Origin of the sequence: Haloarcula sp. S1AR25-4 (assembly GCF_031624555.1) — an archaeon.
GTDB classification, from domain to species: Archaea; Halobacteriota; Halobacteria; order Halobacteriales; family Haloarculaceae; genus Haloarcula; species Haloarcula pellucida.
In genome coordinates this window covers 43,017-59,867 of sequence record NZ_JAMQOR010000007.1, presented here as the reverse complement: position 1 = coordinate 59,867, position 16,851 = coordinate 43,017, and the positions used below count along the sequence as shown (strand labels likewise).

The 16,851-nt window shown below is 59.4% G+C and carries 18 protein-coding genes; 5 read left to right on the top strand and 13 right to left on the bottom strand.

The genetic code is table 11. From position 1 onward, the window contains the following. The 3 genes from NDI85_RS20490 to NDI85_RS20480 all read right to left on the bottom strand — a co-directional run. The coding region (locus tag NDI85_RS20490; RefSeq protein ID WP_310916834.1) for a DUF302 domain-containing protein at positions 1–237 on the bottom strand (237 nt) is incomplete at its 3' end. Between the two features lie 527 nt (positions 238–764). Continuing rightward, positions 765–1,127, bottom strand: a complete 363-nt coding sequence (locus NDI85_RS20485; RefSeq protein WP_310916833.1) for an SHOCT domain-containing protein — start codon at positions 1,125–1,127, stop codon at positions 765–767. Between the two features lie 61 nt (positions 1,128–1,188). Continuing rightward, on the bottom strand, positions 1,189–1,485 hold the full coding sequence (locus tag NDI85_RS20480; protein ID WP_310916832.1) for a hypothetical protein: 297 nt from the start codon (positions 1,483–1,485) through the stop codon (positions 1,189–1,191). Positions 1,486–1,924: 439 nt separating this feature from the next. Here NDI85_RS20480 and NDI85_RS20475 point away from each other — a divergent pair, with 439 nt between their 5' ends. Beyond that, positions 1,925–2,845 carry an LTA synthase family protein gene (locus NDI85_RS20475; protein ID WP_220619876.1) on the top strand — a complete coding sequence of 307 codons (921 nt, stop codon included), beginning with the start codon at positions 1,925–1,927 and terminating at the stop codon, positions 2,843–2,845. Between the two features lie 141 nt (positions 2,846–2,986). Here NDI85_RS20475 and NDI85_RS20470 read toward each other — a convergent pair whose 3' ends face one another. From NDI85_RS20470 to NDI85_RS20450, 5 genes are all read right to left on the bottom strand, one after another. Continuing rightward, positions 2,987–3,442 carry a transcriptional regulator gene (locus NDI85_RS20470; protein WP_220619875.1) on the bottom strand — a complete coding sequence of 152 codons (456 nt, stop codon included), beginning with the start codon at positions 3,440–3,442 and terminating at the stop codon, positions 2,987–2,989. Positions 3,443–3,889: 447 nt separating this feature from the next. Then, positions 3,890–4,486 carry a hypothetical protein gene (locus tag NDI85_RS20465; RefSeq protein ID WP_220619874.1) on the bottom strand — a complete coding sequence of 199 codons (597 nt, stop codon included), beginning with the start codon at positions 4,484–4,486 and terminating at the stop codon, positions 3,890–3,892. A gap of 80 nt (positions 4,487–4,566) precedes the next feature. After that, positions 4,567–6,000: a multicopper oxidase family protein gene (locus NDI85_RS20460; RefSeq protein WP_310916831.1), complete on the bottom strand. Its 1,434-nt coding sequence runs from the start codon at positions 5,998–6,000 to the stop codon at positions 4,567–4,569. Then, entirely contained in the window at positions 5,990–7,138 is a 1,149-nt protein-coding gene (locus NDI85_RS20455) for an MBL fold metallo-hydrolase (protein WP_310916830.1), read from the bottom strand. Before NDI85_RS20455 ends, NDI85_RS20460 begins: the two co-directional genes overlap by 11 nt. 63 nt (positions 7,139–7,201) lie before the next feature. After that, on the bottom strand, positions 7,202–8,986 hold the full coding sequence (locus NDI85_RS20450; protein ID WP_310916829.1) for a 5'-nucleotidase C-terminal domain-containing protein: 1,785 nt from the start codon (positions 8,984–8,986) through the stop codon (positions 7,202–7,204). A gap of 289 nt (positions 8,987–9,275) precedes the next feature. Between NDI85_RS20450 and NDI85_RS20445 the strand changes: the two genes are divergently transcribed. Then, complete coding sequence (locus NDI85_RS20445; RefSeq protein ID WP_310916828.1) at positions 9,276–10,061, top strand: sulfite exporter TauE/SafE family protein; 786 nt, start codon at positions 9,276–9,278, stop codon at positions 10,059–10,061. A gap of 125 nt (positions 10,062–10,186) precedes the next feature. Here the strand turns inward: NDI85_RS20445 and NDI85_RS20440 are convergent, their stop codons facing one another. The 3 genes from NDI85_RS20440 to NDI85_RS20430 form a co-directional block, all read right to left on the bottom strand. Next, the gene (locus NDI85_RS20440) at positions 10,187–10,543 is read right to left on the bottom strand and encodes a four-helix bundle copper-binding protein (RefSeq protein ID WP_220619869.1); all 357 of its coding nucleotides are present in this window, start codon (positions 10,541–10,543) and stop codon (positions 10,187–10,189) included. 60 nt (positions 10,544–10,603) lie between these two features. Next, positions 10,604–11,158 (bottom strand): hypothetical protein, encoded by a 555-nt coding sequence (locus NDI85_RS20435; RefSeq protein ID WP_310916827.1) that lies wholly within the window; start codon positions 11,156–11,158, stop codon positions 10,604–10,606. Positions 11,159–11,388: 230 nt separating this feature from the next. Next, complete coding sequence (locus NDI85_RS20430; protein ID WP_220619867.1) at positions 11,389–11,550, bottom strand: hypothetical protein; 162 nt, start codon at positions 11,548–11,550, stop codon at positions 11,389–11,391. A gap of 147 nt (positions 11,551–11,697) precedes the next feature. Here NDI85_RS20430 and NDI85_RS20425 point away from each other — a divergent pair, with 147 nt between their 5' ends. Further along, complete coding sequence (locus tag NDI85_RS20425) at positions 11,698–13,521, top strand: class I SAM-dependent methyltransferase (RefSeq protein ID WP_310916826.1); 1,824 nt, start codon at positions 11,698–11,700, stop codon at positions 13,519–13,521. A gap of 15 nt (positions 13,522–13,536) precedes the next feature. Here the strand turns inward: NDI85_RS20425 and NDI85_RS20420 are convergent, their stop codons facing one another. Beyond that, complete coding sequence (locus NDI85_RS20420) at positions 13,537–14,139, bottom strand: MarR family transcriptional regulator (RefSeq protein ID WP_220619865.1); 603 nt, start codon at positions 14,137–14,139, stop codon at positions 13,537–13,539. A 129-nt stretch (positions 14,140–14,268) separates the two neighbouring features. Then, positions 14,269–15,672 (bottom strand): permease, encoded by a 1,404-nt coding sequence (locus tag NDI85_RS20415; protein ID WP_220619864.1) that lies wholly within the window; start codon positions 15,670–15,672, stop codon positions 14,269–14,271. A gap of 378 nt (positions 15,673–16,050) precedes the next feature. On the opposite strand from NDI85_RS20415, the gene NDI85_RS20410 reads away from it, so the two are divergent. Next, complete coding sequence (locus NDI85_RS20410; protein WP_310916825.1) at positions 16,051–16,293, top strand: hypothetical protein; 243 nt, start codon at positions 16,051–16,053, stop codon at positions 16,291–16,293. 16 nt (positions 16,294–16,309) lie between these two features. Then, positions 16,310–16,843 carry an SRPBCC family protein gene (locus NDI85_RS20405; RefSeq protein ID WP_310916824.1) on the top strand — a complete coding sequence of 178 codons (534 nt, stop codon included), beginning with the start codon at positions 16,310–16,312 and terminating at the stop codon, positions 16,841–16,843. Positions 16,844–16,851: the final 8 nt, after the last annotated feature.

The following is a 16,851-nucleotide window of genomic DNA, read 5'->3' as shown; positions in this document are numbered from 1 at the left end:
ACACGGGAGCAGGGCCCCCAATTCTGGCTCTTCGGCGAGCCCCTCGTGGGCGAGTGGAGGGTTACACGCCCCGAGAATCCGGTATTGGTCGACGTCGACATCGAGCTTTTCCTTCAGGGTTGTTTTGACGTTGATATCACACAGGAGTCCGAATCCTTCGTCCTCTAGTGCGGTCGTGACTGCGGTTACGACGTCGTCGAACGGTGCATCAATCGTTGTGGTAATGGTATACGTCATCGGTCTATTGGGTGTTTTTGATTTTCGAGCTCGTGATGAGCTTCGTTGCTTCTTTTTCGGTCAATCCACCGCCGCCTGACGCATCTGAGGCGGTGAATGCACGGAGTCGTCGGCGTTCGGTAGCCTGTCTGCGCTGTTTTCGTGAGTCGATTCGGGCTCTGTGTTGCGAGTCGTTCATTGTGGTGGTGGTCGGTTTTGTCGTGACGCGCGTTTCGAGCCAGTCCGTGACCGGAATCGACGCACGTTGAGTTCTGTTCAGATCGCTCGAGCCGTTCCTGACGAATTTAGAGAGATCGTTGTTGTCGGGGTAGCTCAATCCTGTGTCCCATATTTTGTATGTCCATTCCTTTCCTCCACAATACTTTGGACGGCTGCTGGAGACATAACCGGCCAAGTCTGTTTGCTGACCCAGCAAATCGCTCCATCGTTTAACGGCACCCTCTCGTTGTCCTGTCCTCCCGCGAATGCACGCCGGCGATACGAATCCACATGGAAGACACGGAACAGCACGTGGGGGGTGGACGGACTCACTGTGTGAGCGAGCGTCGTCGGGACTCGTACTCTTCGTCCGAGAGTTCACCCCGTGCGTATCGCTCGCGGAGTTCAGCGAGTGCAGTATCCTGCCCAGAGGACGGTTCCTCGCGGTTAGTCCCGTACACGAAGAGCAGGATGAGTCCGATCAGGAGGAGCGGCCAGAGGAACATCCCGCCGCCGAGCATCCCGAAGCCGCCGAGTCCGCCCATACCGCCCCAGCCGCCGCCCATCATACCGCCGCCGTAGCTCCCACTACCGTGGGCAGCAGCGGTTCCAGTCGCTGCGACCAGCAGTGGGACGGCGAGTAGCGCGAGTCGACGAGCAGTGCGTCCGAGGTGAGTGGTGAATTGCGTCATGATTGTGAATTGGTGGTGAGTTTCGGTATTCGGTCGAAGCGATCGAAACGGTCAGGGCCTATCAGCAGTGGCCCTGTCCGTACATCCCGCCGTTGTAGTCGTCGTCAGCCATGTCCTGGGCCATCTCGTCGACGGTCACACCCATGTGCGATTCCATCCACTCGACGCTACCAGGGCCCATGTGCTCGGTCATCTGCGCCTCCATCCAGGCCGCCCAGTCATCAGCGGTAGCATTGTCAGTGGGCGCGTCGTCAGCAGCCGTGTCGGTGCCGTGTGCGCTGACCACGGGCGCGGCGAACGCGAGTCCGATGATCGCGAGCGCCACGAGCAGCCAGCGACCGATGGTGTAGTTGGTCATTGTCTTTCGCCTCAGTTAGTCGTAGGACCGCTCGAGGGTTATCGCGATGGGTGTGAACCCACGCAGGAGAACGTCCAAGAACGTGTATAGCGCCATCTAATCGTTTCTCAGGAACAAGACCGTCCATCCCAGCTAAATTCGTCAGGCAATCGTAGCCATCGGTCAATGTCGTGGAACGGTTCAGAGCCAGCGGTAGTGGCACGACGAAACTCTTCCAGCGGAATGACAGCGTGAAAGGCGTTCAGGAACGACTGACTATCTACGTCTGCGAAACCAAACTCCACGTAGAGGCGCTAATTACTACCAATCTCTTTTTAGGCCATCTGACACGGTTTTACTAATTCGAATGTGGTTTGGTGGAAAAAATCTCGGCGTTAGTGCCTTTCAGAAGGACACACGAAGTGAATAACGATACTGCTAGTCTGTGAGAGCTAGTCCTGTGACATCCCTACTCAAGCGTGCATATTACCAGTACGTGGGCGCAGCAATGTCTGTCCTGTCCCGATATCCTATCGGGACCAACGTCTATGAACGAGACTGGGACGCGCTCGTCATACTCGATACGTGTCGAGTGGATGCGCTCCGGGAGGTGGCCCCGGAGTATGATTTCATAGGAGACATCGATACCATCTGGTCGGTGGGGTCGGCGTCTGCTGAGTGGATCGCCCAGACGTTCACCGAACGATACCGTTCGGATATCGAACAGACGGCTCTCGTTTCCGCGAACGCGTTCACCGAGCGCGTCCTCTGGAATCGAGAATTTCCCGAAGACGGTCGCGGTATTTCGTGGACCGATTGGCAGACGGTCAGCCACGAGGACTTCGAATATATCGACCAGCCCTGGAGATACGCCGATCCACCTCCGGTCGGGTTGACTCTCCCACGACCAGTGACGGACCGAGCAATTAGCGTCGGTCGAGAACGAAATCCGCGCCGGTTGGTCGTCCACTACGAACAGCCACATCACCCGTTCACCGCGCGAGCGATAGCGGAGGGGCGAGAGACGCTCGAACCGTGGGAAATTGAACCGTTCGAGTATCTCAAGAGCGGCGGTGACTACGAGAAAGTCTGGGATGCATATCTCGATAATCTTCGCTGGGTGCTGGACGAAGTCGAAATACTATTGAAGAATTTAGACGCCGAGAAGGTGGCTCTGAGCGCCGATCACGGCAATGCCTACGGTGAATGGGGCATGTATATGCACCGCTATGCAGTGCCTGTTCCAGAGGTTCGGCGGGTACCGTGGGCCGAGACGACAGCCACTGACGAAGAGACGTTTGAATCGACGTTGAAGCCGCCCAATCAAAAGGAAGCGAGAGACGTTGACGAGCACCTTCGACAACTTGGCTACCTAGACTAGACGGTCAGTCCTGAATTGGGTAACTGTATTGTTCACGTGCGGTGCGAGAATGCCGACTACTATAACCAACGTGCCATTTGGTCTGCTGACGGTTGTGGTTACAGAATAGACTAACCACTGACTGGTTGGTGGAACGATGTTCTAGAATAGTATCTCGGGAAGATTCAGTTCCCCAATCACCATCGAAGCAAGCTCCACTGGAAGATTTGTAAACGAGTGGAAACAAGCGACAATCAAGAGCGCCACGATCGTGAGACACAGTACACCCAAGAATGGGGTGCGCTGGCCGACACCGTCATCTGTCGAGAGAACAATATTCTTTTCGGCGGTGTAGACAGTCGCTTCGTTCGCACCAGACCCTCGTGATCCGTTTTCGATGACAAGTTCTGCGTCGGTGAGTTTGTTGAGATGGTAGGACACGTTTTGAGGGGTTAGTCCGGTATGATCAGCTAGTTCTGAAACCGTTGCTGGTTGGTCGTTAAGGACTGACAGTATCTGTCGAGCCGATTCGGAGGAGAGGGCGGTTAGTACGGGTTGGGTTTCTTCGTCATCTAATCGAAGAACTTGGTTCGACGACATGGCGAATACATCTATCATATGGGGTCACTCGGTTCCGTACACAGTAAGTGCTGGGGTCAGGTAATTTAAATATAATCCGCTTCCAAGCATCTACACGGTATTCAGTGGATACTGATCGCCGTTATTGGAACTTACCCACAGAACAATCCACAAAGAGAATTGTAGTTTCGCTCTTGTGTAGCACATTGTTGATGTAGAGCAGTCTTGCGATTCTGTGATGAACTGAGTGAGACTAGAACCCGGTCGTTGGGCGATCAGACGGGCAGTTTCTGGTCCGACTCCTCTCCGGAGAGCTGTATCAACAATCTCCTACGGAAGAGCGTTGTAGTTTAGTTCGGTACCCCGTCGTCACGGCCTCGGCGAATGCTGGAACACCGTGACACCAGTCCAACCGCTCGCAGTCGGAAAGCGGCTGGCTCATAAGTAAACTCCAGACGCGAGTGGCCCGGAGTATCGGCCAGTGTGTTATACTGAGTTCGCCAACTGCTCTCCCCAGAGGAGGTAGCCGAGCACACCGAGGAGCAGGACCTGTGCGATTTTATCGAGGAGGCCGTAACTCTGGAGATGAGGCATACCGCTGACTGCCCAGAGGACGAGCTGTACCGCGACGAAGGCGACCCCGACGAGGTAGAGTATCCGACGACTGAATCCGAGGAAGAACAGTACAACTGCTCCGAGGAAGCCCGCACCAGCTAATAACATCAGCAGTTCGCCGTGCTGGAAGTAGAGATACAGGTGGACGGCCGCACTGAATAGTATCAACCCCACTGCGAGGAAATGGATACTCTCCAGGTCGGAGACGCGGTCACGCTGTTTCCCAAACCAGTACGTCGGGGCAGCAGGGACGGCCGTGATTGCTACGAATAACCCCGCGATGCTGACCGTCCACGCCAAACCGGAACCGTCCTGATGACCGTCGTCCGTCGCTGTCGACCCATCATCGTGACCGGGAGCGGCGAGGGCGACACCACTCGTTAGAACGAGCAGTACCGCTATCGCCGCGAGAACTATCGGAAGCTTCGCACCGAGTCTACGAAATAGCATATACGGTTTGTGGTACACGCGTCGAAAGGAATACTATTCACCTCCTAAACTCACTCTATACGGCCATGCGGAGAAGGGGAGCGAACGTCGAGACCCGGTCACTCGACGTATTTAATGACGCGTGCCATGCCCGCATCAAGATGGTACAGATTATGACAGTGGAACAGCCACCGGCCGGGATTGTCTGCGTGGAAATCTAGTGTTACCTGTCCCCGATGTCCGGGGACGATAACTGTGTCTTTGATCGCGTTGCCAACCTGAAAGAAGTGGCCGTGAAGGTGCATCGGGTGAACGACCGGGCTCTGATTGGTCATCCGAATCCGGACGTGTTCTCCGGGCCGAATCTGGAGCGGGTCGGCGTCCGGATACGCCTGTCCGTCAATCGTCCACACGTACTCATCCCTGCCGCGAGACAGCGTCAGATCGAACGTCCGGTCGGGACGCCCGCTCACACCGTCGAGTGCGGAGACCGCTCGTAGGTCGCCGTACTGCAATCGGTTACTCGAAGACGATGGAGGCTGTGGGGTGCCCGAATCACCTGCAGACCCGTACTCGACGACGGCTCTAGCTGGTGGTTCGTTCCCGTCGAGTGCGTCCGCCTGAACGAACCATTTCCCCGGATTCGTCGCTTCGACGACGGCGTCGTACCGCTCGCCGGCACCGAAGACGAACGAGTCTGCGTCGACGGGTTCGACGGGTTGGCCATCGGCATGGGTCACCGTCATCTCGTGGCCGGCGATCCGCACCCCGAAGACCGTCGCGCTGGAAGCATTCACGAACCGGAAGCGAATCCGATCGCCCTCAGCTACGTCGAACGTCTGGGGGTCCTCGGGCAGTCGACCGTTGATCAGGAGTCCCTCGTATGGCGGCCGAACGTCACCCATCATCCCGCTTCCCCCACCCATTCCACCACCGCCACCCATCCCTCCGTCCGACGGGAGGCGTGGCTCTCCAGGGAGGTAATCGTCGACGACGACGACGTACTCGCGGTCGTACTCGACGTGTGGGTCGGATTTTTCGATGATCAGTGGACCGAGCAACCCGCGGTCGAGCTGGAGCCCGACGTGGCTGTGGTAAAAATACGTTCCAGCGGGTTCGGCACGGAACGTGTAGGTGAACGTATCACCGGAAGCGATCGGGTCTTGGGTCACGTTCGGCACGCCATCGACCGGATTCGGAACCGGAATACCGTGCCAGTGAATCGTGGTCTCCTCTCGGAGGTCGTTGGTCAGTTCGACACTGAGCACGTCACCCTCCTGAACACGCAGCTCCGGTCCCGGAAATTGACCCTCGTACATCCAGTTAGCCGTCGATGTATCGGGCGCTGGTCGAAACGTCCCGGACGCTGCAGTGAGGCTGACGGATGTATCTGGCTCGGCCGTGACTGTCGAGCGTGGCGTCACCTCACGACCTTCACCATCGTCGGTGCCCGGGAACTGGCCGGCACAACCCGCGAGCGCTCCGAGGGTGGTTGCCCCTGTCAGTTGGAGGAGCCTGCGGCGCGAGAGCGACCGTTGTTCTCTATGCGGCACAGTTGTTGGGCCCCAGTTCGAGTTCTGTCGCCTCGCCCTCGTCGTCGACGGTCTCTTTGCCGGTGTTGATGGCGATAACTGTCTCGTAGTTCGGGGGCTTCTCCGGGGCATCCTCGGTTAATCGCTCGATGAACGCTTCGCGATCGAGCCCGAGGAAGCTGAGTTCTTCGCGGAGATCCCCGAGTTGGGCATCGAGGGGTTCGCCGGGCGAGCCGTTCTCGTAGCGCCCGTCGCTCGTGACGGTGAGGTGGCCCGGCAGAATCGTCGTGTCGTCCGGGAGGTTGAGGATCGTCTCGTGGAGCGAGTCGTACAGCAGTTCCGCTCCACGCGAGGCATCGTCCTCGCCGAATTGGAGTTCCGTCCGGCCGACGGAGTCGACGAACAGCGTATCGCCCGTCAACAGGAGTTCGCCGTCGACGAGGTAATTCATCATCTCCGAGGTGTGCCCGGGCGTGTGCAGCGCCTCGATCTCGACGTCGCCGACCTCGACGACGTCGCCGTCCGACAGCGGTTCGTACTCGTACTCGACATCGCGCTCGCTGGCTGCTTCGCCGAGGTGGTAGGGCACGCCGATCTCGTCGGCGAGGGCCGGACTGCCTGAGATATGGTCGGCGTGGACGTGCGTATCGAGCACGCGTGTGATCGAGAACCCGGCGTCCTGGGCGGCGACTTTGAACTGGTTGGTCTGTCTGGTTGCGTCGACCACGACGGCTTCTCCCGCCTCCTTCGAGCCGACGACGTAGCCGAGACAGCCCTTCGCCCGCCGCTGGACCTGCCGCACGACGAGGTCGTCGCTGGTCGTCTCGATGGGGACGACCTCGTAAAGCTTGCTCCACGCTTCCATCCCGCCCGTCACGACCGAGACGTCGTCATAACCGTGCTCGTCGAGATCGAACGCGAACGGCGTCGACGTCAGGCCCTTGCCGCAGATGGCGACGACCGGCCGGCCGTCGACCAGTGCATTCACCTCGTTCAGTTGGTCCTCGCTCAACCCCTCGTCGGGGTCGTACGGAACGTTCTCCGCGTCACGCACGTGCCAGGCCTCGAAGCTGTCTTCGGGACGCGTGTCGATGAGCGTGAACTGTTCGTCGGCGTCGATCTCGTCCGCGAGTCGTTCCGCGGTAATGTTCTTGACCATCGTATCTCACCTGTATAGTGTCCGTTCGCCGTTCGTTGGATCTGTCGCGTGTACCGTCGCTATCTAACGCATTCGATTACGCCCTTCTTCGGGGAAAACGTTCCCACGGGGAATCATGGACGTCTCGCAGTAGGCCTCTCCATCCCGGTAGTCGACGCCCGGTTGGATGAACGGATACGGCCCGTCGGCGGGCGTGTTCTGTGCCCGACCGCCGTCGTCTGCGGTCTCGACCAGCCCCATCACCTCGTAGTCGACTGGTGAGTGCTCTTCGAGGTACTCCACGATGACGTCGACAGGTATCGTCCCGTCGTCGACCTCAACGTCCTGGAACGGGAACCCGCAGTTGCCGAGGTCACGTTCTGGGTCGCCAGGACGGCGGAACGTCGCCACCGAGTACGTTTCCTCCGGGTCGACCAACTCGTCGTCGATACGCATCTCGACGAGGCGACGGCCGCGCTTGGCGGTCGGGTCGACGGTCACCTCGACATTCGAGGAGAAATTTCGGACGCGGCCGTCCTCCTGGTCGTAGGGGTACGGCGTGAAGTTGTCTTCGAGGAACTCCTCCATGTGGCTCGTGAGTTGCTGGCCGTACGCGACGCCGCGGGCAACGGGCGTCGCCATCGGGAAGAACGTGTACAGTTCGCTGAGCGTGATGTCACCGGGTGGGATGGCGGTCCCGTACCGGAACCCGTGGGAGACGGCGAGGTCGGTGTCGAAGTGTGCCTGCAGTGCGTCATTGAACAGCGTGTTCCAGGCACTTTCGAGGAACGACTGCCGATAGAGTGGCGTGTCCGTCTGCCCGACGGTCGTATCCAGGGGGCGTTCGAGCGTGCCGGCTCCACGCTCGAATCCCGGATTCTCTTCGAAGAACGGTGCACGCACCGACTCGACGGTTTCCTGTGCATCGGCGTCCGGGTCCGGCGTGTACTCGCCGTCCTCGGTGAGGCAGTAGAGGTGGTGTCTGAACTGTATCTCCTCGTCTCGAATTCGGAGGTCGACACGGCCGAGCGCTTCGCCCATGCCGGATTCGAGGACCACGGTTTCGGTCTCCTCGACGACGATAGGTTCGTACGTATACTCGTGGGTGTGCGCGCTGAACATCACGTCCACGCTCGCACAGTCTTTCGCAGCCTGGACCATCCACGGCAGGCCGATTTCGGTGACTGCGACTACGACATCCGCGCCGTCATCGCGGGCGGCCTGTGCGGACTCTTCGAGGAGCGCGGGATGCTTCCCGAAGCGGTACTTCCCTTCCCAGAACGAAGGAGCCATCCGGTCGACGTAGACGTTCGTCATGCCGACGACGCCTACAGAGAGTCCACCGACCTCGAGGATGCTGTATGCGTCGTACAGCCGCTCGTCAGTCTCCCAGTCGTAGAGGTTGTTCGCGAGGACCGGGGCGTCAAGATCATCCATGAGTTCCACGAAGTTGCCGTCCTCGACGGCCTCGTTCGAGTAATCCCAGTTCCCGGGGACATAGACGTCGGGCGCGACGTGCTCGTTGATGGGCTCAAGCATCGCTCGCCCGTCGGTGTAGGTGGTCACGGCAGAGCCGTGGAACGTATCACCACTCATCAATGTACAGACCTCGTAGTCCGCGCGGAGCTCGTCGAGTTTGGCCGCGAGCAGTGGAACCCCGCCACCGCGCTTGATGACATGGTCGTCCTCTCCGAAGTCGAAGTTCGGCTTCGACGTTGGGTTGTCGTAGTAGACCTGGTGGCGTGGCGTGAGCTGTCCGTGGAGGTCGCTGACGTGCGCGAAGACGACGTCTGGGTCGCCTGTGCTGTCACGCGCAGGGTCACCGTCTAGGGATTGCCACTCGCCGACGGATGTCTCGTCCTGGTTCATCGTGACGCGACTGTAGATACGACCGTTGGCTGTTCATAAGTTGTGGTTGAAATTCGAAAGACCGCACAAGACCACGTATGGGGTCGCTATCGGCTACATAGTCGATTGAAAGCCGAGACCGGTCGAGTTCGGTTTGTAAAACAGTCTCGTAGTGCGTTCTAGTGGCAGGTGCAAAGGATGAGTGAGACACTGGCCTTACGCTTCTTAGGGAGAACTTCCCTAAGGGAGAAGGCCGTAGTATTGGCCGAGCAGAGATGTACGCGCTTGTTCGAACGTCGAGGTGGTCTCGATGACAGCTAACTGGGTAACGACGGGGCTGTCTGCGGTCGTCATCCTCGTCGCGTCCGTTATTCACGGGATCGCCGGGTTCGGCTTCGCGCAGGTGTCGATGGGTCTGATGCCGCTGTTCCGGTCGCCTTCGAGTGCCTCGATCATTTTCACCGCGACGGCAGTCGTGAGCAACGCCCGCGTCTGGTGGAGCGTCCGGGACGCGTTCGACTGGCGCAAGTGGATCGTTCCAGTCGGCGGACTCGTCGTCGGGATGCCGCTTGGCATCTACGTGTTCAGCCAGTTCAACAAGGCACAGATGCGCGTCGCTATCGGGGCGGTGCTCGTGCTCGCGGTCATCGTCGTCGGCGCGACCCAGCAACTCGATTCCGTCACGGACTGGATCGAGGACAAGGACTACAGGCCGGGGAAAATCGTCGGCGCGACGGCAGGGCTCCTCGCGGGGATCTTCGGCGGTGCCGTCGCCGTCCCCGGCCCGCCGATGATCGTCTACGGGGCGTTCATGTCGGCGAGCGGGTTCTGGAGTGGTGAAGAGATGAAGGCGACGTTCACCGCGTTCTTCGGGACGCTCATGCTGTATCGTCTCGGGAGCCTCACGTACACGGGGGCTGTGACGACGCCGCTGATGATCGAGGCCGCAATAGCCGTTCCGATGGTGTTCCTCGGTGCGTGGGTCGGCGTCTACATCTTCGACCACATACCCGAGCGTATCTTCCAGTGGGTCGTGCTGGCGCTGCTGACGGTGAACGCGTTTGTCCTCCTGTTTACAGCAGTTCCGGAACTCTAACCGCGTCAAACGGTCGCCAGTTCGGGGAGGGGGGTTCCGATGCCTCCTGACTGTGCTGTACTGGTTATAATCGCGAAAAATCAGCATCGCGCCGATCGCCGATCCGAGTGTTATTCAGACGGTCGTCAGGCGCTCATCATGTTCCGACAGCTCTCGGCGCATTCCCGGAGGACCTCGGCGCAGACCTGGCAGTGGTCGGCGTCGTGGCGCTCGCACTCCTCGGCACACTCTTCACAGGCACCGGCGCAGGCCTCGGCGAGCTGAGGGCTGTAGTTTGAATCGCGAGCCATGAATCGGGCGTGCAGCGAGGCGATATCGGCGACGTCACGGCAGAGCCGGGCACATTCTTCCATCTCCTCGTCACCGAGGCACTCGTCGGCACACCACTCACAGACCTCTGCTGCCTCGTTACAGATCTCGATGCACTCGCGTTCCTCGTCGCTCAGCCGGTCGATCTTGGAGACCGTTTCTGCAAGGGACATTACACGTCATCGTACGATGCCCGTCGAGTTCATCATCCTGCTTGCCCTTGCGGGGTCATCCTACGTTCTATGTCGGCCATAGGCGTCGACGAGGGCAGGTACACCGAGCGGGAATGCGAGGATCCCGAACGTCGCGAGCGCGTGTTTCGCGTACGACGACTCTCGATAGGCGAGGTACGTAGCACCCGCCCCGAGGGCTGCCACCGCGTATGCTAGGTTGCTCCAGAGCGGGTCGTATGTCGAACAGTAGCCCCAGCAGACGAGCGTGTATGAGGGGGCGTTCCACGTCGGCGGCTGGAGTTTGGGCCAGAAGAACCGGCAGTAGGTGGTGAATGCGAGCATCACCGTCACGGGCAAGGCTGCGAGCCACGTACTCGGCTGAAACGAGAACCGTGATCCGTATCGGTGGTAGGCATGTAACAGCACCAGCGGAAGCGTGAAGACGACGAGCCACAGGCCAACGGTGTAGGTGACGGGCCAGTGTTCGATCCGTGGCTGAGTGGAGGCGACTCTGAGTGACTCGGGAAGCGTCGCCCACGGGAACGACGGGTCGGGGACGGGATTCGTGAGGAAGGACAGTCCCATGAGGAAGACGCCGGCGACGAGTGTGTACACACCCGATGTCGTCATCCGTGCGAGTGAGGTGGGTAACGGCTGGTGGCGCGACTCATCTCCGCCACTGTCGTCGAACCGATCGGGATGGAGGGCATCCGCTCCCATACCAACGAGTTACGCTGGAATGCTTGATTGCAGTTGTTCTTTCAAATCAGAAGTCTGCGGATTCGAGCGGTTAGATTCCCGAATCCAGCCTTCGAGACAGCGAGTGAGGTCGACCTGGTCGGGGACTATCGAGCGAGGCGGCTTCTGAGCGTCGCCAGCAATCCGGGCTGCCCTCTCGCCGTCTGTTCCGCGTCGCGGGACTTCGACCCCTCGGTCGCCTCCCTGTCTTCGTCGAGCCTCGCCGCTTCGTAGTCCGCAATCATATGGGCGACGTGGCGGTTACACATGGGAGGGAGTACGATTCCCACGCTCATAACTGTTCGATAAACTACGAGGCTGGTTCGAGTGTCCGTCACAGCCCGAGACCGATACTAGTTCTCCGAGAATGACGAGTTCCCGTCACCCTCTTACGCGACAGAGCCGTGGGTTGTGGTATGTCTGCCTTGGCCGACCGCATCGTCATCTCGTGTGGGGAAGACGGGACGTCGCCCGGCGCGAGATTCGACGCGTTACTGGCCCTCCTCTCGATCTGGTGGGTCGTCGGGCTGTACCTCGACGGACGAGGCCATCTCGCTGGCGGTCACTGGCAGTTCTTCACCCCCGAACACGCGGTACTCTACACCACATTTCCGCTCTTCGCGACGATGTTCTACCTCCTGTTCGCCTCGAACTGGGACGGAACGAACGAGACGACGTGGGGCATCCCGAACGAGTACCGCTATTCACTCGTCGGAACCGCTCTCTTCGGAATCGGCGGGCTGATGGATCTCTACTGGCACCAGAGTTCGCTTGCGGGCGCGGACGTCTGGGCCGTGTTTAGCCCACCACATCTCCTCCTCCTCGTCAGTGGCGGCCTCATCGTGAGCGGGCCGCTCCGGTCGCAGTGGCGAGACGCCAGAGCCGAGCCAGACGGTGGTCGCTGGTGGATGCACCTTCCGACGTTGCTGTCGGCGAGCGCTCTTTTCTCGGTCGCGTCGTTCGTGACGATGGTCATCAATCCGTTCGTCAATCCGCTCGCCGCAATCTCCGACTCCTCGCATCTCCAAGCCAATATCCCGTCGATACAACCGTCATTCCACCTGACCCAAGAACTCGGCGTCCTCAGTATCCTGCTCCAGACCGCAATCCTGATGCTGGTCGTCCTCGCTCTCGTCCAGCGGTTCTCGCTCCCGTTCGGCTCGTTCGCTCTCCTCTTCGGTATCCACGCTGCACTGGTGAGCCTGCTCGTGAACGAACTCCACTTTCTCCCCGTCATCGTCGCCGCGGGGCTCACGGCAGATGGGCTCTACGTGTGGGCACAGGCTCGCTTCAGCGCGACCAACGCCTTCCGGCTCTTTGCATTTGCCGTGCCGACCGTACTCTTCGTCTTCTACTTCCTCGAGGTTTCGCTCGTCGATGCAATCGCGTGGAGGACGACGATCTGGACCGGGACGGTCGCGTTATCTGGCCTCGTCGGCCTCACAGTGAGTTACGTCGTCCAGCCACCCCGTGCGCGCGTCGAGACCGAACCGACCCTCGATTCCGGGGCGGTCGGCCTGAGTGCAGCGTCGAAAGCGAACATCGAGACGTTCTCGTCGTCGAACGCCATCGACCAGTACACCGACCGAGCGACAGACGGACTCTTCGCACAGGAGCAGAAGGCGATCGATCGATACTTCGATGAGTCGGATGCCCGCGTTCTCGATCTCGGCTGTGGCTCCGGGAGAGTGACGCACCATCTTTTCGAGATGGGGTACGACGTCGTCGGTGTCGATCCCAGCGAGGCGATGATAGGCGAAGCGACCTCGATTCACCCCGAGATCGATTTCGCCGTCGGTGACGGGACCGACCTCCACTTTCAGGACAACACCTTCGACTACGTCCTGTTCACATATTACGGGCTGGACTACATCCACCCCGAGGAGCGCCGGATCCGTGCGCTGCAGGAGATCTATCGAGTACTGAAGCCAGGTGGGATATTCGTCTTCAGCTCTCACAACTGGTGGAACGCGTTCCCGTCGACGATCTTCGAAGGAAAGAGCGCACTACAGCCCCTTCTCGACCGTGAACGCGTGCTGGACCCCCGGGACAGGTATACGTCTGTCGAGGTGAAGGTCGGCGAGACACTGGTCTATCTCTCCAGCCCAGCAAAGCAACGACGACAACTCGAGCAGTGTGGGTTCAACGTGCTCGCGGTCGTCGGGAAGCGCGAGACGATACTGAGATACGTCGAAGTCGACCCCCATTACGTCGCAAAGAAACCGACTGTGAACCCGTGAGACGGGTCGCTACCCCTACCCGTCCGGGTTCAGCAACTCGTCACTCGGATAGATACGATACGTCCGCCCCTGGCGCTCGCGGTACAGCAGCCCGCGCTTCTCGAGGGAACTGACCGTCTGACTCACCTTGCTCTTCGAGAAGTCCGACCGATCCCGGAGTTCGATTTGCGTGATACCGGGTGAGGAGAGGACCGGCTCGAGGATGCGGCGTTCGTCGTCCGGCAACAGGTCCAGTACGCGGGCCCGAGGCTGAGTTTCCGGATTGATGCCGTCACTTGGTTGAGCGGTGTTGGTCGACGGTTCGGATTCGAATTCAGAGCGTTCCTGGTCGATTTGATTCGAGACATCACTCCCTTGCCGATCGACCGCCTCCGTGCTGGTGACGTCGTCGCGAATCATCAGATATCCTCCGCCGATGACAACCGAGACGAGGATGGTTCCGAGGACGTACCAGAGCGGATTCGTGCCGTGAACTGCTCCCATTGACGTCCCCATCATCGATCCCATCTGCTCGAACGCCTGCTGTTGCTGGTACGCTTGCCAGCTGAGTGCTCCACCGATGATAACGACGGCAGTGACGATGAGACCGACGATTGCATCGGCTCGCCGTCGATTCATCCATCCCACCTCGAGTTGCTCTGATACTCGTTCATGCCTGTGAATTGGCCAGACATCGCTGTACCAGTTGTGATTGGGTTCGCAGGACCCCAGACGCCGCGCACGCTCTTCGGAGTCGAGACGCGGTGCTCAGTGATGCTCATGGCTCTGTGAAGACTCCGCCCCTGCAACCCCTAGGTGATGCTGTGCGAACTCGTTGGGATGGTTCTCGAACGAGCGTTTGCACCGCTTCGAGCAGAAGTAGTAGATTTCGCCGTCGTGGGTGAGACTCGGCCCGCTATCGTCAGTTCGCATTCCGCAGACTGGGTCGCGGTACTGCCCGGGTGCACCGAGCCCGCGCCGGTAGACGTAGAGAAGGAACCCAGAGAGGGCGAACGCGATGATGTTTAGATAGAACGTGTAGTTCAGCTCGAAGTACGTCTGTTCGGAGGCTGTCTGCCCGCCAGCGAGGTTCGGGATTATGTCAAGCGCCGCGAACAGTTCCTCCATGAGGAAGCCCGTGAACGCCATCGTCACGAAGAAGATGCCGAGGATGTACAGCATGACCTTCCAGCCGTAGTACTTCCGGTAAACGTTCAGGACGGGGATGGTGATGAGGTCGGCGTAGACGAACGCGATGACTCCCGCAAAGCTGATGCCCCCGCCCCAGAGCGCGACGGCGAACGGGACATTCCCCATGCTCCCCACGAAGCTGATGACCGCGATCGCTACCCCCATAATCGCGTTCTCGGCACTCACGAGCAGCCCATCGCCTCGGAGGAAGAGCGTGTTCCACACCCACTGCGGGACGAACACGATGACGAATCCCGAGATGAGAAAGCCCGCAACGACGTCCTTCCAGATCATCGACCACTCCTTGCGGTACTGGTTCCCGATCTTGTACCAGCCGCCCCACGAAAGGAGTTCGTCGCGCCAGCCGCCGCTGCTAGCGGCCTCCTGCTGGTAGGTCTCCATGCACCCCTCCGAACAGAACTTCAACGTCTCGCCGCCATCGGTCGTGATCGAGTACTCGTCTTTGCCTTCCATCCCACACGTCGGATCCTCGGTAATGCCATGTTCCTGATCGCGCTGATTCAGCTCCTGTCGGACCTCATCAAAGAGATTCTCCGGGAGGGTCAGATAGACGAGGAGTGCCATGACAGCGATAAGGATGACCCCACCGAGGAGTTCGGCAACTAGAAACTCCCAGCCAAGGAGGATCAGGATCATCAGCCCGAGTTCGACGATGAGGTTCGTCGAGGCGAACATGAACGCGAGGAAGTTCACCGTATGCGCTCCCTTCTTGAACAGCCCCTTGCCGATGGCGACCGCGCCGAAGCTACACCCACTACTCGCGGCGCCGAACACTGTTGCCTTCGTGAGACCACTCAAGTTTCCCTCTCCGAGAACCTGAGCCATCCGCTCTTTGGAGACGTAGACCTGGACGAGACTCGTGATGACGAGCCCCATGATGATCGCCCAAGCCGCTGTCCAGAGGAACCCGACGCCGATCCGTAGCGACTCAAGAATTCCGTTGACGAGGGCGGCTTGCATATCTATACCATCACAGCCATCTGTTTTGTTAGTTGTTCTTAAGAAACGGCGGTAGTTCCGCGGGATAATTCTTGGATTCAAAGGCAATCCGTGCTATTAGCTGTGGCCAACCGTTCGAGCACCGCGTTCGCGCTCAACAGTTGATGCGCGTCACTGATTCGGTTCGCTGATTGTTGCTTGTTCTTTCGTAGAGAGATTCCGCAGAGATGAGCGTAGTACCTCTATTTTTCGCGCCATAGTCCCGTGCAGTGTTGATAGAGCGACTCTCCCTTTGGAATTGTAAGAGAAACCCGAATGAAGGAGTCGAGCGTATCTCTAGGCATGAGCACGCCTACCACAAACCAAGACGCGTACGAACCGGAATCCACGACCAGTGTGATGCAGCTCGATTCGCAGGCACTGGCGGGCGCAGCAGCAGTCGTCTCTGCCATCGTGATGCTCCTCCTCGGTGTCTTCGGAGCGATCGGTGTCTACGAGGGCGCAGTCGAAGCGATGGAGCAGTGGCACCTGTTCTTCGAGCCGACCGTCATCGGGACGGTGGCTGGCATGGTCGAAGCAGCGGTGATCAGCTTCGTCGTGATGTACGCATTCGCATGGCTGTACAACACCTTCGCACGCTGAATCGAGGTATCAAGCCATGTACGTCACCGACAACGCCGAAATCGTCATCGACGCATCGCCCGAGGAGATCTGGGAATACGTGACTGACCCCGTCCACTGGACGGCGTCGAACCCCGAGGAACACTATGGGCTCGAATACGACACGCCCGACAACCGCCCGCGCGAGGGTGCGACGTTCCACCAGGCCGAAGAAGTGGCCGGGATGTACGCCGACCTGCATGGCAGATTCCAGTATATCGACCATCCCAACGTGGCGGTCTGGACTGGGACTGCGTACTATCCGCTCCTTCGAGGACTCGTCACCGTTCGGATTCCCGAAGGAGGGACCATTCGACTCGAAGAGACTGAGGACGGGACTCGGATGTCACACGCCGTCTGGATGGACTTTTCGAATAACCGACGTGGTCGGGCGCTAAAATGGGTGTTCACGACCGCTCTCGACGGAAAGGCGAAACTTTACGACCACACGAACAAGGAACTCGTCTTCTTCAAGGATCGCATCGAGTCGACAGCCCATGAGCCGCCAAAACCGACGGACGAGAGTCCGTAGTAAAATCA

What these genes read in the sequence shown, in the direction of transcription:
- NDI85_RS20470 (WP_220619875.1), bottom strand. Translation starts at nt 3,442, where the DNA reads ATGATAGATGTATTCGCCATGTCGTCGAACCAAGTTCTTCGATTAGAT.
- NDI85_RS20405 (WP_310916824.1), top strand. Translation starts at nt 16,310, where the DNA reads ATGTACGTCACCGACAACGCCGAAATCGTCATCGACGCATCGCCCGAG.
- NDI85_RS20430 (WP_220619867.1), bottom strand. Translation starts at nt 11,550, where the DNA reads ATGTGTAACCGCCACGTCGCCCATATGATTGCGGACTACGAAGCGGCG.
- NDI85_RS20485 (WP_310916833.1), bottom strand. Translation starts at nt 1,127, where the DNA reads ATGACGCAATTCACCACTCACCTCGGACGCACTGCTCGTCGACTCGCG.
- NDI85_RS20420 (WP_220619865.1), bottom strand. Translation starts at nt 14,139, where the DNA reads ATGAATCGACGGCGAGCCGATGCAATCGTCGGTCTCATCGTCACTGCC.
- NDI85_RS20425 (WP_310916826.1), top strand. Translation starts at nt 11,698, where the DNA reads ATGTCTGCCTTGGCCGACCGCATCGTCATCTCGTGTGGGGAAGACGGG.
- NDI85_RS20415 (WP_220619864.1), bottom strand. Translation starts at nt 15,672, where the DNA reads ATGCAAGCCGCCCTCGTCAACGGAATTCTTGAGTCGCTACGGATCGGC.
- NDI85_RS20455 (WP_310916830.1), bottom strand. Translation starts at nt 7,138, where the DNA reads ATGGTCAAGAACATTACCGCGGAACGACTCGCGGACGAGATCGACGCC.
- NDI85_RS20450 (WP_310916829.1), bottom strand. Translation starts at nt 8,986, where the DNA reads ATGAACCAGGACGAGACATCCGTCGGCGAGTGGCAATCCCTAGACGGT.
- NDI85_RS20410 (WP_310916825.1), top strand. Translation starts at nt 16,051, where the DNA reads ATGCAGCTCGATTCGCAGGCACTGGCGGGCGCAGCAGCAGTCGTCTCT.
- NDI85_RS20445 (WP_310916828.1), top strand. Translation starts at nt 9,276, where the DNA reads ATGACAGCTAACTGGGTAACGACGGGGCTGTCTGCGGTCGTCATCCTC.
- NDI85_RS20480 (WP_310916832.1), bottom strand. Translation starts at nt 1,485, where the DNA reads ATGACCAACTACACCATCGGTCGCTGGCTGCTCGTGGCGCTCGCGATC.
- NDI85_RS20440 (WP_220619869.1), bottom strand. Translation starts at nt 10,543, where the DNA reads ATGTCCCTTGCAGAAACGGTCTCCAAGATCGACCGGCTGAGCGACGAG.